Source organism: Rhizobium moroccans, assembly GCF_057559155.1.
In genome coordinates this window covers 43,687-57,521 of record NZ_JBHFJG010000019.1, presented here as the reverse complement: position 1 = coordinate 57,521, position 13,835 = coordinate 43,687, and the positions used below count along the sequence as shown (strand labels likewise).

12 protein-coding genes are annotated in these 13,835 nt (G+C 60.6%); 8 read left to right on the top strand and 4 right to left on the bottom strand.

What is annotated here, in order from left to right; genetic code table 11:
* Nucleotides 1-137 precede the first annotated feature (137 nt).
* Both ACE04I_RS12390 and ACE04I_RS12385 read left to right on the top strand, forming a co-directional pair.
* Nucleotides 138-1,754: an ABC transporter substrate-binding protein gene (locus ACE04I_RS12390; protein WP_487207127.1), complete on the top strand. Its 1,617-nt coding sequence runs from the start codon at nucleotides 138-140 to the stop codon at nucleotides 1,752-1,754.
* A gap of 43 nt (nucleotides 1,755-1,797) precedes the next feature.
* Nucleotides 1,798-3,021 carry an acyl-CoA dehydrogenase family protein gene (locus ACE04I_RS12385; RefSeq protein WP_487207126.1) on the top strand — a complete coding sequence of 408 codons (1,224 nt, stop codon included), beginning with the start codon at nucleotides 1,798-1,800 and terminating at the stop codon, nucleotides 3,019-3,021.
* A gap of 59 nt (nucleotides 3,022-3,080) precedes the next feature.
* Here ACE04I_RS12385 and ACE04I_RS12380 read toward each other — a convergent pair whose 3' ends face one another.
* On the bottom strand, nucleotides 3,081-4,673 hold the full coding sequence (locus ACE04I_RS12380) for an ABC transporter substrate-binding protein (protein WP_487207125.1): 1,593 nt from the start codon (nucleotides 4,671-4,673) through the stop codon (nucleotides 3,081-3,083).
* 40 nt (nucleotides 4,674-4,713) lie between these two features.
* A complete protein-coding gene (locus ACE04I_RS12375; RefSeq protein ID WP_487207124.1) occupies nucleotides 4,714-5,910 on the bottom strand; it encodes a M20 aminoacylase family protein in 1,197 nt (398 codons plus the stop codon).
* 500 nt (nucleotides 5,911-6,410) lie between these two features.
* Here ACE04I_RS12375 and ACE04I_RS12370 point away from each other — a divergent pair, with 500 nt between their 5' ends.
* The 6 genes from ACE04I_RS12370 (at nucleotide 6,411) to ACE04I_RS12345 (ending at nucleotide 12,083) form a co-directional block, all read left to right on the top strand.
* Complete coding sequence (locus ACE04I_RS12370) at nucleotides 6,411-6,596, top strand: hypothetical protein (protein WP_487207123.1); 186 nt, start codon at nucleotides 6,411-6,413, stop codon at nucleotides 6,594-6,596.
* Between the two features lie 557 nt (nucleotides 6,597-7,153).
* Nucleotides 7,154-8,509: an LLM class flavin-dependent oxidoreductase gene (locus ACE04I_RS12365; RefSeq protein WP_487207122.1), complete on the top strand. Its 1,356-nt coding sequence runs from the start codon at nucleotides 7,154-7,156 to the stop codon at nucleotides 8,507-8,509.
* An 8-nt stretch (nucleotides 8,510-8,517) separates the two neighbouring features.
* Nucleotides 8,518-9,354, top strand: a complete 837-nt coding sequence (locus tag ACE04I_RS12360; RefSeq protein WP_487207121.1) for an ABC transporter ATP-binding protein — start codon at nucleotides 8,518-8,520, stop codon at nucleotides 9,352-9,354.
* A gap of 23 nt (nucleotides 9,355-9,377) precedes the next feature.
* Nucleotides 9,378-10,454 carry an ABC transporter substrate-binding protein gene (locus ACE04I_RS12355; protein WP_487207156.1) on the top strand — a complete coding sequence of 359 codons (1,077 nt, stop codon included), beginning with the start codon at nucleotides 9,378-9,380 and terminating at the stop codon, nucleotides 10,452-10,454.
* A 31-nt stretch (nucleotides 10,455-10,485) separates the two neighbouring features.
* Nucleotides 10,486-11,310, top strand: coding sequence for an ABC transporter permease (locus ACE04I_RS12350; RefSeq protein WP_487207120.1), 825 nt, complete (start codon nucleotides 10,486-10,488; stop codon nucleotides 11,308-11,310).
* Nucleotides 11,307-12,083, top strand: a complete 777-nt coding sequence (locus tag ACE04I_RS12345) for an ABC transporter permease (protein ID WP_487207119.1) — start codon at nucleotides 11,307-11,309, stop codon at nucleotides 12,081-12,083. The genes ACE04I_RS12350 and ACE04I_RS12345 overlap by 4 nt, the downstream gene beginning before the upstream one ends.
* Nucleotides 12,084-12,137: 54 nt before the next feature.
* Here the strand turns inward: ACE04I_RS12345 and ACE04I_RS12340 are convergent, their stop codons facing one another.
* Together ACE04I_RS12340 and ACE04I_RS12335 are read right to left on the bottom strand one after the other, a co-directional pair.
* Nucleotides 12,138-13,211, bottom strand: coding sequence for an LLM class flavin-dependent oxidoreductase (locus ACE04I_RS12340; RefSeq protein WP_487207118.1), 1,074 nt, complete (start codon nucleotides 13,209-13,211; stop codon nucleotides 12,138-12,140).
* A 156-nt stretch (nucleotides 13,212-13,367) separates the two neighbouring features.
* Nucleotides 13,368-13,556, bottom strand: coding sequence for a hypothetical protein (locus tag ACE04I_RS12335; protein WP_487207117.1), 189 nt, complete (start codon nucleotides 13,554-13,556; stop codon nucleotides 13,368-13,370).
* Between the last annotated feature and the right edge of the window lie 279 nt (nucleotides 13,557-13,835).

Sequence of the window (13,835 nt, the reverse complement as noted above, 5' to 3'; positions counted from 1 at the left end):
CGTGCTCATACGGCGCCGTCCCGCTGATTATCCGGTCCGGCCGATGTGCCGGACCGGCACTACAAGGAACATCAAGCCTTCCCTGAGGGGTAGGCTTTAACGTACGGCCCCATGGACGGGCCGGCAGGGGGATATCGATGACCTACTATGCCACTCGGGCGCTCGCTCCCACGCGACGTGCCTTTCTGTTTTCCACCGCCGCGCTTGCCGCCGTGGCCGCGTTGCCGGATCTATCGCATGCTGAGGAAGAGACGCTACGCGGGGGAAGCGTCTCGATCAATATCGGCACCGAGCCGCCGGTGCTCGTTCTGATCGCCCACAGTGCCGGAGCGGCCTATTACATCAGCAGCAAATCCACAGAGAGCCTTCTCACCTATGACAGGGATTTCAATCCGCAGCCTCTGCTCGCGACCGAGTGGAAGGTGAGCGAAGATGGACTGCGCTATTGGTTCAAGCTGCGCGAGGGCGTGCGCTGGCATGACGGCAAGGATTTCACTGCCGAAGACGTCGCCTTCTCCATCCTGGCGCTGAAGGAGAACCATCCGCGCGGGCGCGCCACCTTCGCGACCGTCGAAAAAGCCAATGTCCTCGGCAAGCACGAGGTCGAGCTTATCCTGTCGAAGCCGGCACCCTACCTGCTGACGGCGTTTGCGAGCTTCGAATCTCCGATCGTGCCGAAGCATTTGTACGAGGGAACCAAGATCGCCGAGAATCCGCACAATGCGGCGCCTGTCGGCACCGGGCCCTACAAGTTCGTCGAATGGGTGCGCGGCAGCCACGCGCTGTTCGAACGCAATGACGACTATTGGGGATCGCCCAAGCCTTATCTCGACCAGATCATCTTCCGCTTCATCATTGATCCGGCCGCCGCCGTCGCTGCCATCGAGGCAGGCGAGGTGCAGGTCTCGACCGCCAACCTGCCGCTGACGGACCTGGAACGGCTGAAGGCCAATCCCAACCTCGTGGTGGACACCGCGCCGGCTCCGTATTCGCCGAGCATCGCCCGCGCCGAGTTCAACCTGGAAAACGAGTATCTCGCCGATATCCGCGTCCGGCATGCGATCGCCCATGCGATCGACAAGGATTTCATCGTCGACACGATCTATCTCGGATATGCGACGCGGCTCGATGGCCCCGTCAGCCCCGATCTCGCCAAGTTCTATTATCCAGACGTGCCGAAATACGCGTTCGATCCGGCCAGGGCCAACGCGCTTCTGGACGAGGCGGGCTATGCCCGTGGCGCAGACGGCTTCCGTTTCAAGCTGTTCATCGATCCGACCCAGCCCTCCGGGCCTCCGAAGCAGACTGCGGAATATTTCGCACAGGCGCTTTCCAAGGTCGGCATCAAGGTCGAGCTGCGTACGCAGGATTTTGCCACCTTCGTAAAGCGCATTTTCACCGATCGTGATTTCGACATTGCGATCGAGGGAATGAGCAATCTCTATGATCCGACCGTCGGTATCCAGCGGCTCTACTGGTCGAAGAACTTCAAGCCGGGCGTGCCCTTCACGAATGGCTCGAAGTACAACAATCCCGAAGTCGATCGCTTGCTGGAAAATGCAGCCGTCGAAATCGATCCGCAAAAACGCCTGCAGCTCTTCAACGAGTTCCAGACCTTGGTGGTCAAGGACCTGCCGACGCTCGACATCGTCACGCCGGCTGCGATCACCGTCTACGACAAGCGCGTGAAGAACCTCAAGATTGGCGTCGAGGACCTGTGGTCGAATGGCGCGGATATCTACCTCGAACCATAGGCCCGGCCTGGTGGACGACCTGTTGATCCAAGAGGAACGTGATTTGAGTATCGTCAGATTGAAGAATGAGACCGGGCCGGACCGCGCCGAATTGCTGGCGCGGATCCCTGATTTCGTCGCGGAAGTGAAGAAGGGTGCTGTGGAACGCGAGCTCAACCGCGAACTGCCGTTTGCCGCTTTCCGCCTGTTCAAGGAACTCGGGCTCGGCGCCTTGCGCGTTCCGGTATCACTCGGCGGCCCCGGTGGGACCGTTACCGATTATATCGAGATGATTGCGGCGATCGGCGCGGCGGATTCCAACGTCGCCCACGCATTGCGATCGCATTTCAACTATGTGGAAAACACCATCCTCAGCGCGCCACAGGAGCATGATGCCGGCGCCATCGAACGTATTCTGGAGGGCAAGCTATTCGGCGGCGCCCACACCGAGCAGAACACCGCCCGGCCGGGGCAGGTGACGACCACGATCGTCCGCGATGGGGATCGTTTCCGTCTCAACGGCCGGAAATGGTATGCGACCGGGACCGCCTTTTCCGATTTCGCCTCGTTCAGTGCCCTCGATGAAGACGGCCAGGTCGTAAGGGCGCTTCTTCCCGTCGACCGGCCGGGTATCCGCATTCTCGACGATTGGGACGGCATGGGGCAGAGGTTGACCGCAAGCGGCGGCGTTCTCCTTGAGAATGTCGAGGTGTTTTCGCACGAATTCGCACGTCGCGGGCTCGACGGTCAGATTGGACGCCATTGCTCGACACTCAGGCAACTGCATCTGGCGGCAAGTGCCGCGGGCGCAGTCAGGAACGTGCTGTCGGATGGTCTCGCCTATGTGCGCGGTCAGGCGCGCTCGGCCGCGCACAGCATGGCCGAGACCGCCAATCAGGACCCGTTCGTGCAGCAGGTGGTTGGCGAGATCGCCGCCAATTCCTTTGCCATCGATGCCGCCGTCGCGGCTGCGGCAGCCGCGCTCGATCGGACGGTGGCGGCCTTCGTTGCAGGCAATCCGTCGGAGATCGAACAGGCGCTGCTGGACAGCGCTATGGCGACAGCGCAAGCCCAGCTACTCCTGGGGCAACTCGGACCACGGACGGCGGAACGGCTGTTCGAACTGGGCGGTGGTTCGGCGACATCGCGCGGCAGAAATTTCGATCGCCACTGGCGCAATATCCGCACGGTGCTCAGCCATAATCCGTTAAACCACAAGGCCCGCGTCGTCGGGGACTATCTGCTCAACGGCACGACCACACATCTGCTGGAAGGTAAGGTGTTCTAAGGTCACATCGAGATTTTGAGCTTGAGAGGGGCCGGCGAAAGCCGGCCCTTCCTGTTTGGCTATTGGTCGAGCCATGCCCGCGCGAAATCGCTCGAGGCAACGTCGATGGTCGTGACGACGTCTTTTGCCGTAGCCGAGCGGGTGATGACGGTCGGCAGAGCGATGACCGCGAAGTTCGGCAGGTCGGCGCCGACGATCGCCTGGATCTTTTTGAATACTTCCGCCCGCTTTTCGTCGTCCTGCTCCACGGCGGCCGCGCGGAAGAGTTCGTCGACCTCAGGGTTGTTGTAATGGGCGGCATTGACGTAAGGCGCGACGTTCTTGATGCCGTCGGACCAGTAGAGGCGCTGCACGCCAGTGGTGGGGTCGAAGAGGCGGCTGATGCCGTTGAGGTTGAGATCGAAGCCGCGCTCGTTGTAGACGCGCTTGATATAGGTGGCGAGATCACCATCCAGGACTTCGACCTTGACGCCGACCTTCGCGAATGCCGAGCGGAAATATTCCGCGGTCTTGCGGAAGGCGTCGCCGGGCATGAAAGCCAGCTTCAGGCTGAACCGAAAGCCATCACCCTTCTTTTCGTATCCCGCGGCGTCGAGCAGTTCGGCTGCCTTTTGCGGATCGAACGGATACTGGAAGGGGCCCTCGTCATTATATTGGGCAAAAACGGCCGGAATGGTCGAACCGGCTTGCTTGGCGGTGCCGAAATAGATCGCGTCGATGATGAATTTGCGATCGATCGCATGCGCAAGCGCATGGCGTACCTCGCGCTTGGCCAGAACCGGATTTTCGAGATTGAACTCGAAGACCTGCGCATTGTTCAGATAGGCATCCGTATAGGTGTCGACGGCGATCTGCGGATTTTGCTTGAGGCGTTCGAGATCGACAAGCGAGACGTCGGTGGAAAGCTGCGCCTCCCCGGTTTCGATCGCGATCGTCGCGGCTGCGGCATCCCCGACGAACCGGGCGACGACACTATCGAGATAGGGCAGGCCCGACTGCCAGTAATCCGGATTGCGGGCAAGCGTGACATGGCTGCCGCGCACCCATTCCTGGAAGACGAAGGGGCCGGTGCCGATGGGATTGCTGCCGTTGCGGCTCGCGGCGAAATCCTCGCTCGGATAGGTGTGCGCCGCCAGAATCGGGGTTTCGCCGCCGGTCAGCGCCCGTAACAGGAACGGTGTCGGCTTGGACAGCACGACCACGGCGGTATGTGCGTCCGGTGTTTCGACATCGGTTACATTGGCGAAGGTGATGCGGCCGCGCGGCCCCACCCGTTTGAACGCCAGCAGCGAAAAACGCACGTCGGCGGAGGTGAAGTCCTTGCCGTCATGCCATTTGACGCCGGGGCGCAGGTTGAAGGTATAGCGCAGCCCGTCGTCGGAAACCGACCACGATGCCGCCAGTACCGGACGAGGATTGAACTTGTCGTCGAAGCTGACGAGACCCTCGAGGATCTTGGTCGAAATCACCCGCGTGCGGGTGTTGGAATCAAGAAGCGGCACGAGCGTCGTCGGCTCGCCGACGGCAATGGTGGTGAGAACGCCGCCCGTCTTGGGCGAGGCGGCGGATTGCGCAAACGATCGGCTGAGGGGAAGGATGCTGGCCCCGAAGGCTACGGACAGCTGCAACGCGTGACGTCTGGAAATGCGCATGGATCGTTCCTTTTCTTTTCAAATCGGAGGAAGAAGGGTGTCAGGCGGCCTTCAGACGGGTTTCGACCAGCCGGGCAAAAAGCGTGGCGCCGACGGGAAGGATGTCGTCGTCGACGACGAAGCCGGGATTGTGGGCCGGCACGTTGCCGGAATGGCCGAGCGTGAAGAAGGCGCCGGGCGCGTGCCGCAGCATGTCGGCGAAATCCTCGCTTCCCATCGATTGTTTCGGCGCGGTAGAGACCTGATCCCGGCCGAGTACGCTGCGGGCGACATCGGCGACGATCTCGACGTGATCCGGGTGATTGGTCAGAACCGAAAAAATGTCGCGTATATCGACCTCGGCGCGAAGTTCGTGTGCAGCCGCGATATTTTGAGCGATCGTCGCCACGCGCTTGCGGATCAGCTGGCGCACTTCGTCGGAGAAGGCCCTGATGGTGCCGCCGACGCTCGCCGTCTCCGGAATGACGTTATAGGCCGAGCCGCCACCGATCTTGGTAACCGACAGGACGGCGGGGCTCGTCGGCGTCACGTTTCGGCTGACGACCGTCTGCAGCGCCTGCACGAGTTCAGTGATCGCCGGGATGGGATCATGCGCGACGTCGGGATGCGCGCCATGGGCGCCCTTGCCCTTGAAGGTCACGTCGAAGAAATCGGCTCCAGCGAGAATCGATCCGGCGGTGACGTGCAGGTGGTTCGGCGGCGACTGGGTGGAATTGTGCAAGCCATAGATCTCGTCCACGGGGAAGCGCTCGAAAAGCCCATCGGCGATCATCGCACGCGCACCGCCCAATCCTTCCTCGGCGGGCTGGAAAATGAATGTGACGGTGCCGGCGAAATCCCGTGTCGCGGCGAGATAGCGCGCCGTGCCCAGAAGAATTGTGGTGTGGACGTCGTGGCCGCAGCCGTGAAACCGGTCGGGATAGATCGAGGCGTAGGGAAGGCCGGTATCCTCGGGCATCGGCAGCGCATCCATGTCGGCGCGCAGTCCGATAGAGCGGTTGCCGGGATGACGTCCCTGCAGGCGACCGACCACACCGGTTTTTCCGATGTGGCGGTGGACGTCGATGCCCCATGAGGAAAGCTTGTCGGCCACAATACCTGATGTTCTCACCTCCTCGAAGCCGATCTCTGGATGCGCGTGCAGATCATGCCGGATGGCGATGAGATCCGGATGATAGCTGCGGATAAGGTCTGGAATGTCGGGGAGGGAGACGGTCTCGTCGGGTGTCGTGGTCATGCAGGATACTCGCAAAGGGGCAGGCGATCGGTGGGACATGGTCCCCGTGAGAGCCAGATCCCGGATATTGCGATCGCCTGACGGTGGACATGTGTCACAAGGAGGGAGGATGCGGCGCCAAAATGAGCATCCGCTCGGTCGTCAGTTGATGGGGGATAATAATCGGGCGCCAGGATTATAATCTACAAATTTTATATACTATTTTCCGACATTGAGGGAAAAGTTATTGCGGCCGTATCGCCCGAGGGCAAATAGTTGCCCCTTGCGGGCCTGTTCCTCATTTTGGGCGCACCCCAGCACCGATAATGCAGAATGGGAATGATTTTTTAGCTGCAGGGATGCGAAGCCTCTTGCAAAGAATGCGTTTTCGTAAGCCCGTTAAATTTCGCGGGAATTTCTCAGATCCGGAGAGGAACTTAGTATATAGAGATTGTAGACTAAATTGACCTGGAGCCATTGAACGCTGCAAGATGGATGAAGGATCAACCGGAGAACGGACGATGACCATCAGCGGCTTTTCAATATTCGGATTTGACCTTTTTGGCCTGACCCGGCGCCCGCCTCCGCAGGAGGAGGATACCATCGGGGAGACTGAGGCTGCGCGATTTCGTGCCGATGACGACGAACGCGACGATCTTGAAACTCAACCGGAAACCTTCTTCTGGGGCATGTATCCGGTCTATTGAGGCGGGATCGGCCCACAGGCCTGGAAGGCCGGGCCGCGGTTAGGCATTGTGGCGGCTATCGCCTTTGCTCCGTTGGAAACAGGCGATCTAGCCGCGGCTCTTCTTCCTAGTCTGCCGTAAATTCGATGGCCGTGCCGCTTGCCTCGTGAGGTCCGACTGCGGCCCGCCTGGCGGGGCACGAAAGCGACCCGGTTATTGGCCAGCGCGGCGCGTGCCCGCTCGATATCGCCAACCTGGATGCGAAGCGCGGCAAATCCATTGACTGGGGTGCCTTCGATATCGAGACCGGGGAAAAGCTTTTGCGCGGTTGGGGTATCGACGAAAAGACGCGACGCGGAATTCGGTCCGGTATCGACGCGGTAGCCGCCCTCGGCCTCGCTTACCCGTCCCGCCGCATAGAACCCGGGCATAGGTTTCAGCGGTCGCGCCCGGGTGGTCACTGTGGGGCTCGTTCTCGCGTGATGAGAAAAGTTTAAACTCGATACTCTAAATAGAACATAATTTCTATAGAAATAGTAGATTCCTGTTAGCTTGCACCCTGCAACCAGGAGGCAGTTATGGCCGGCAGGCAAAATCAGTTGAAGCTCGGAGCATTTCTATACCCGACCGGGCATCATATCGCGGCCTGGCGTCATCCGCAGGCCCAGGCCGATGCCGGATCGAATTTTGCCCACTACGTCGCCCTTGCCCAGGCAGCCGAAGCCGCCAAGTTCGATCTTGTCTTCATGGCTGACGGTGTCGGAACACGCGGTGACGATATCGATGCTTTAAGTCGCACCGCCCAACGCTATGTCGCCCAGTTCGAACCGATCACGCTGCTTTCAGCGCTGGCGGCGGTGACCAGCCGGATCGGTTTCGTGGCGACGGCCTCGACATCCTACAACGAACCCTATCACGTCGCCCGAAAGTTCGCCTCGCTTGATCATATCAGCGGTGGTCGCGCCGGTTGGAACCTCGTGACGTCGGCCAACGACCACGAAGCACAGAATTTTGGGCGCGACGAACATTATGCCCATGATGAGCGCTACGAACGTGCCGAGGAATTTGCCGATGTCGTGCGCGGTCTGTGGGATACGTTCGAAGAGGATGCCTTTGTGCGCGACAAGCAAAGCGGCATTTTCTTTGAACCGGAAAAGCAGCACATCCTTCACCATAAGGGCAAGCATTTCCAGGTACGCGGGCCACTGAACGTCTCACGCGCACCGCAGGGCCATCCGGTTCTGGTGCAGGCCGGGTCGTCTGAACCCGGCAAGGAACTTGCGGCAAGAACAGCCGAGGTCGTTTTCACTGCGCATCAGACGATCGAGGATGCAAAGACCTTCTATGCGGACTTGAAAGGGCGCCTTGCCAGATACGGCCGACACCGCGAGGATCTGAAGATCATGCCCGGCATCTTTCCGGTGGTCGGGCGCAGTGAAGCCGAGGCTCGGGAGAAGTTCGAGCAACTGCAGGAGCTCATCCATCCTGTCGTCGGCCTGTCTCTGCTGCATGGCATGGCCGGCGGCACCGACCTTTCGCAATACCCGCTTGACGGGCCGGTTCCGGAGCTTCCGGAAACCAATCTCAGCAAGAGCCGACAGAGACTGCTGCTTGATCTGGCGCGACGCGAAAACCTCACCATTCGCCAGCTCTATCTGCGTATCGCAGGCGCGCGGGGTCACTGGCAGATCGTCGGCACGCCCGTTCAGATTGCCGATCAGATGGAGGCCTGGTTTCGCGAGGAAGCTGCCGACGGCTTCAACGTCATGCCGCCGCATCTGCCGGCCGGCCTTACCGACTTCATAGACCACGTCCTGCCGCAACTGCGCCGCCGCGGCCTTTTCCGCACCGAATACGAGGGCAGCACGCTGCGCGACAATCTCGGTCTCAACATTCCCCGTCATCCCGCCAGCAGGCAGGTCGCCGCGGAATAGGAGAACAGATGACATCCGAAACCCATCTTCAAATCAGGAACGTCACGCGCCAGTTCCATGTCAACGGCGAAAGCCTGACCGCGCTCGACAACGTCACGCTCGATGTCGCTGAAGGCGAATTCGTCACCATTGTCGGGGCAAGCGGCTGTGGCAAGTCGACGCTTCTGCGTCTCGGTGCCGGCCTCGACACGACGCATAGCGGCGCGATCCGTCATGCCGGTCGCCTGGTCGACGGCCCCAGTCTCGATCGCGGCATGGTCTTCCAGGAGCCGCGTCTGTTTCCCTGGCTGACCATCGAGCGCAATATAGCGCTCGGCCTGGAGAATTCGGGATTGAGCAAGGCTGAAAAGAAGACGCTGGTGGAACAGCATCTCGAACTCGTCGGCCTTTCCGGTTTCGCCAAGGCCTATCCGCATCAACTTTCCGGCGGCATGGCGCAGCGTGCAGGCATTGCGAGGGGACTGGTCAACCGGCCCAACGTGCTTTTCCTCGATGAGCCGTTCGGTGCCCTCGATGCCATCACCAAGACGCGGCTGCAGGATGAATTACAGGTCATCTGGGCCAAGGAGCGCATTACCATGGTTCTGGTGACGCATGACGTCGACGAGGCCGTTTATCTCGGCGACCGCGTCGTGATCATGTCGCCCCGGCCGGGCCGGATCCGCGATATCGTTCCGGTCGATCTGCCACGGCCGCGCGATCGCACCACCGCCGAACTCGCCGCCGTTCGCAACCGTGTTCTCGATAGTCTCAACGGCACGATACGCGCCGGTGCGATCCCCCTGCAGGACCACGGCGATGAGCCCGTTTCCGCCAACCGCCGCCCGCTTGTCGCCGCCGGTTGATCCCTTCTCAAGGAGATAGAATGATGAAATTCACGACCCTGTTGCGCCTGGTCGCCGGCGCAGGCATCGCCATCGGCATTGCCACAGCCTCCGCCAAGGCCACAGATCCCTTGGTGATCCATGTCGGTTATGCCGCTATCGGCGTCGATAACCGCCCCTTCGCCGAAGGCACGTCTGCGGCCACGGCGAGGGCTGGCGAATTCCTCGAGAAGGAATTCGTCAACGATCCGAACATCAAGATCGAGTGGACCTTTTTCAAGGGGGCAGGCCCGGCGGTCAACGAAGGTTTCGCCAACGACCAGCTCGATTTCGCCTATCAGGGTGATCTGCCGTCCCTGATCGGGCGCGCCAACGGGCTCAAGACGAAATACCTGATGGCCAGCGGCGCCCGCAAACCTCTTTATCTGGCCGTCGCCAAAGATAGCGGCATCACCAGGATTGAAGACCTGAAGGGCCGGAAAGTGGCCTTTCAACGCGGTACCAACGGCCACCTCGCAGCCATCAAGGTGCTGGAGGCCCACGGACTGAAGGAGCGCGACATCCAGGTGGTGAATCTGGACAGTGCCGGCACGGTGGCGGCGTTGACCAGCAAGGATATCGACGCCGCCTTCGGTGATACCCAGCTCATCAATCTTGCCGCCAAGGGCTCGGCCGACGTCGTCTACACGACCAAGGGGGATGATCCGCGCTTCGGCCGCAATGCCGGCATCATCGGCCGTCAGGCGTTTATCGATGAACATCCCGAAATCACCCAGCGCGTGATCGATGCTTTCGTCAAGGCGGCGCAATGGTCTTCGGACGAGCCCAATCGCGCCGCGCTGTTCGAACTCTGGCACAAGTCCGGTACGCCGATTCCGATCCTGGAGGAATACTTCAGCAAGGACACGCTTGCCTATCGCAACTCGCCGCTGCTCGACGAACTTCTTTTGTCGCAATATGCCGAGCAGGGCGTCAAGAGCAAGGAATTCGGCCTTATTCGCCGCGTCATCGATCTCGATGGCTGGTTCGAACCAAAATATCTCAACAGCGCCATCGAACGTTTTGGTTTGCAGAAATTCTGGCAGGCCTACGGCGCTGATGGCAAGCCGCTCGCATCGTGAGCCTTGACCGCCAAGGGGTGAGGAAGACGGCATGGCCGCGATTTCAGAACCATCGGGCCATGCCGGCTCTTCGCTGTCATGGCCGTCGCGCAGACGGATCGGCATCGCGCTGACAGCGCTGATCCTGCCGGTTGCCCTCATGGCGCTCTGGTGGCTGGCCTCTGACAGGGGATGGCTCGCCGAACAGATCCTGCCGCCGCCTGCTTACGTCTACGAGACGGCGCGTGACATGGTTGCCAGTGGCGAGCTTCTCTATCACACGGCCGTCAGCCTGCGGCGTGTCGTCTTCGGATTTGCCATCGGAGCCGTTCTGGGCCTTGGCTTGGGGATTGCCATGGGCCTTTCCGAGCGGATTGAAGACTACGTCAAACCGCTTTTCCTGGCATTTGCCCAGATCCCGACGCTCGGGTGGATTCCGCTTCTGATGCTGCTCGTCGGCATCGACGAAACGCTGAAGATCATTGTGATCGCCAAGGGTGCTTTCGTCCCCATGGCGCTCAATACGTTCACGGGCATTCGTAATGTGCCGCCGAGCTATCTGGAAGTGGGCAGGGCGCTGCGCTTTGGGCGCGGCCAGGAACTCCGGCTGATTGTGCTGCCGGCTGCCATTCCTTCGATCTTCACCGGCATCCGCTATGGACTGACGCATTCTTGGACCTCACTGGTTGGCGTCGAACTGCTCGCCTCGTCCGAAGGCCTGGGCTACCTGTTGGTTTGGGGCCGGCAGATGTTCTGGCTCGATACCGTCATCGTCGCGATGATCGTTATCGGGTTGATCGGCTTCGTCATGGATGCGGGGCTGAACAATATGGAGAAGCTTTTACAGCGCTGGAAAAAAGGAGAGGCGGAACAATGACGACGTCATCGAGGACCGTTCGCCTGCGCCGCGGCATCACGCTCCCCATCCTGCTGCTGCTTGCCTGGGAAATCTCCAACCGGACGGGACTTTCCGACCCGCGGTTTTTGCCTTCACTCAAGGACGTGGTGCTAACGGCAAAGCGCGAACTGATCGACAACGATCTGAGCGGCGATCTTGCCTTCAGCCTCATGCGCAATCTCACCGGTTTCCTGATCGGGGCCGCGATCGGCATCGTGTTCGCCGCGGTGGTTGCATCCTCTCGTATCGCAGACCGGCTGGTCATGCCGACCTTCAATGGCCTCAAGCAGGTTTCCCTGCTTGCCTGGATCCCGTTGATATCCGTCTGGTTTGGTTTCGGCGAACAGGCAAAGATCGTATTCGTGGCGCTCGCGGCGTTCATCCCGATCGTGCTCAATACCTATGACGGCATGCGCGCCGCACCGACGGATCTGCTGGAGGTCGGGCGTGCGTTGAAATTCAACCGGCGCCAGCGCATCCTGCGCATCTATCTCCCGTCCGCCATGCCGTCGATCGCCACCGGCGTGCATCTCGGGCTGATCTATTCCTGGCTGGCGACTGTCGGGGCGGAATATTTCCTCGCGGTCGGGCCTGGCATCGGGGGGCTTGTCATTGCCGGCCGGGAACGTTTTGACATGGCCATGGTGATGGTGGGCGTTATCATTCTCGGCCTGGTCGGCTTTTCGCTCAACCGGCTGGCCTATTCGTTGGAGTCCTATCTGTTGCGCTGGCGGCCAAAACGGTCTGCCTGATCGCGCTCCGTGGTGAAGTAAAACGTCCTGCAGGCAACCGGTGACAGGCGGCGGTCAGCGATCGAGCAGGAGGGGGAGCAATTGCTCGCCCTGCCTTTTGATCTCGGTCAGGTAGGGCGTATCGGACAGGATGAAATGGGATATGCCAAGCTCGCGGTATCTCCGCAGCGAGCGGGCAACATCTTCTGCGGAACCGACCAGCCACGTCGTGCCCGCGCCGCCGCCGCCGACCCTGCCCGGCGCCGTATAGAGATTGTCGTCCAGCACATCGCCGCGTTCCTGCAGTTCGAACAGGCGTTGCTGCCCTACGGCGACCGCGCGGCGATGATCCTGCCAACTGCCGGCCGTACCCGCCGCCATGGCGGCGATTTTCGCCTCGGCACTTGTCCAGGCCTGTTCGGTCGTGTCGCGCACCAGCGTCGTGATGCGCAGGCCGAACTCCAATGGCGGCAGGTCGCGATCGAGCGTGGCGCTGAGTGTTCTCAGCCGTTCGATCCGTGCCGCGATATCCTCCAAAGGCTCGCCCCAGAAGAGCTGCACATCCGCTTCGGTCGCCGCAATGTGTTCGGCTGCTTGCGAAGCGCCGCCGAAATAGAGCCTGGGATGGCGCCGCTGGCCCCGGGTTTGGATGCGCGGTTCGGCCGTCGAGCCGGCGACCTGGAAATGCTCGCCGGCGTAAGTGACGTTTTCCTCGGTCCACAATCTGCGGACCAGCCGCATAAATTCCTTGGTGCGGGCGTAGCGATGTTGCTGATTGCCTTCATTGTCTCCATAGGCTGCGAGATCGTCCTTGCCCGAGACGATGTTGACCCGCACGCGGCCATTGGTCAGATGGTCGAGAGTGGCGGCAGCCGAGGCAAACTGCGCCGGCCGCCAGTAACCGGGACGGACCGCGATCAGAGGCTCGAATGTACGCGTGCGGGCGGCAAGGGCCGCCGCGACGGTGAACGTATCCGGGCGGCCCCAGCCGGTACCGATCAAAGCGCCCTTCCAGCCGTGTTCCTCGATCGCGGTCGCCTGGGCCAGCAGTGCTTCGAGACTGTTATGGTTTTCAACCGGCGCATCGCCGCGATGACCGGCCTTGGTGTCGTTGGGTATGTACCAGAGAAAGTCCGATGCAGCGCTCATGCCCGATTATTCCACTCGTTCTCGTGGGAAGATGTAGAGAAGGATGATCTCATCCCGGCCAGACAGTCCACGAGAACGATGGGGTGCGCGACGCGATAAATTCTATAGAACCTGCGGAAAGGAAAAGATCTTTGCTTTGTCGCCGCAGCGCTTCAGTCATGCCGCGAGGGCGGTATTATGGTTCACGTGATCGCGTATGGCGGCCTTGAGCTCGTTCAGGCTCGCGAAGCGCCTCTCATCGAGATCGATGACGTGAAACTTGACGGCGATAAAGCGGTATAGATCGTCTTGCCGGACTGCTATGCCGACGGGGAGGCCGGCGTGTTCAATAACCTGTCTGTTCATGTTGGTCACTCCGCCCTGTCAGGCCTGTCTGGAATTGTCTTACCGGATGGCTGGCGTCATCGACGCTTTGCATTCGCAAGGCAGGGGAGTGGCAACAGGAGGTGGGGAGCTGGCCCAGGCGAGCGGAAACCACTGCGTTTTCGATGCTGTCGGTCATAGCTGTCTCCTAGGGTCAGTTAATCCACAAATCGCTATATTATTGTACGAGTCGGCTCAATCGAATTCAGTGCGGATTTGAAAAATAAATCCATTATTCTAAATTTCCCGCCGGAAAATGAG

Excerpts from the sequence above, each read along its gene's own strand:
- ACE04I_RS12390 (WP_487207127.1), top strand. The coding sequence starts at position 138 with ATGACCTACTATGCCACTCGGGCGCTCGCTCCCACGCGACGTGCCTTT.
- ACE04I_RS12370 (WP_487207123.1), top strand. The coding sequence starts at position 6,411 with ATGACCATCAGCGGCTTTTCAATATTCGGATTTGACCTTTTTGGCCTG.
- ACE04I_RS12365 (WP_487207122.1), top strand. The coding sequence starts at position 7,154 with ATGGCCGGCAGGCAAAATCAGTTGAAGCTCGGAGCATTTCTATACCCG.
- ACE04I_RS12335 (WP_487207117.1), bottom strand. The coding sequence starts at position 13,556 with ATGAACAGACAGGTTATTGAACACGCCGGCCTCCCCGTCGGCATAGCA.
- ACE04I_RS12345 (WP_487207119.1), top strand. The coding sequence starts at position 11,307 with ATGACGACGTCATCGAGGACCGTTCGCCTGCGCCGCGGCATCACGCTC.
- ACE04I_RS12360 (WP_487207121.1), top strand. The coding sequence starts at position 8,518 with ATGACATCCGAAACCCATCTTCAAATCAGGAACGTCACGCGCCAGTTC.
- ACE04I_RS12340 (WP_487207118.1), bottom strand. The coding sequence starts at position 13,211 with ATGAGCGCTGCATCGGACTTTCTCTGGTACATACCCAACGACACCAAG.
- ACE04I_RS12380 (WP_487207125.1), bottom strand. The coding sequence starts at position 4,673 with ATGCGCATTTCCAGACGTCACGCGTTGCAGCTGTCCGTAGCCTTCGGG.
- ACE04I_RS12375 (WP_487207124.1), bottom strand. The coding sequence starts at position 5,910 with ATGACCACGACACCCGACGAGACCGTCTCCCTCCCCGACATTCCAGAC.
- ACE04I_RS12350 (WP_487207120.1), top strand. The coding sequence starts at position 10,486 with ATGGCCGCGATTTCAGAACCATCGGGCCATGCCGGCTCTTCGCTGTCA.
- ACE04I_RS12355 (WP_487207156.1), top strand. The coding sequence starts at position 9,378 with ATGAAATTCACGACCCTGTTGCGCCTGGTCGCCGGCGCAGGCATCGCC.